Below are 486 nucleotides of genomic sequence, written 5' to 3'. Positions count from 1 at the left end.
GTGCGCGGCGGACGGTTCGAGCCGGGGCGCCGCTCGGTCCGTGGTCCGTCCGCCGGAGGGCGTGCAGCAGCTCACTGGGCCCCCATCACACGCCGGGGGAGTCCGCCGTCGAAGGCGCTGTGCCGGGGTTCGTCCAGATCGATGCGCACCGTGTGGATCGTCCCGGTGAACTCGTTGTCGAGGACGGGATAGTCGTCGGTCACCGGGGTGCCGAGGTCCACGCCCACGTCGAGTGTCTCGTCGAAGGAGAAGTAGTACGCGATGGTCCGCTCGACCCGCTCGGACGCGTGTTTCTCACCGTCCACCAGGAGCACGGCCGTCCCGCCCTTGCCGAGCCCTCCGCCGTCGTAGTCGAACTCCAGCCGGATCTCGTGCCGTCCGGGTACGAGGGCCGCGCCGCCGCACACGGTGTACAGGTCCATGCCGAAGTAGTTGTAGGCGTACGACGGTCTGCCCCCGGCGAAGTACAGCGACCAGCCCCCGAAC

The 486-nt window shown here is 69.5% G+C and carries 1 pseudogene; it reads right to left on the bottom strand.

Annotated elements, in window-relative coordinates:
* Positions 1-71 precede the first annotated feature (71 nt).
* A pseudogene (locus tag TN53_RS42235) lies at positions 72-486 on the bottom strand (arylsulfatase); the annotation flags it as partial.

The organism is Streptomyces sp. WM6386, assembly GCF_000972385.1.
Classification (GTDB): domain Bacteria; phylum Actinomycetota; class Actinomycetes; order Streptomycetales; family Streptomycetaceae; genus Streptomyces.
The sequence above is the reverse complement of the archived record's forward strand: the minus strand, read 5'-3'. Positions and strand labels throughout refer to the sequence as shown.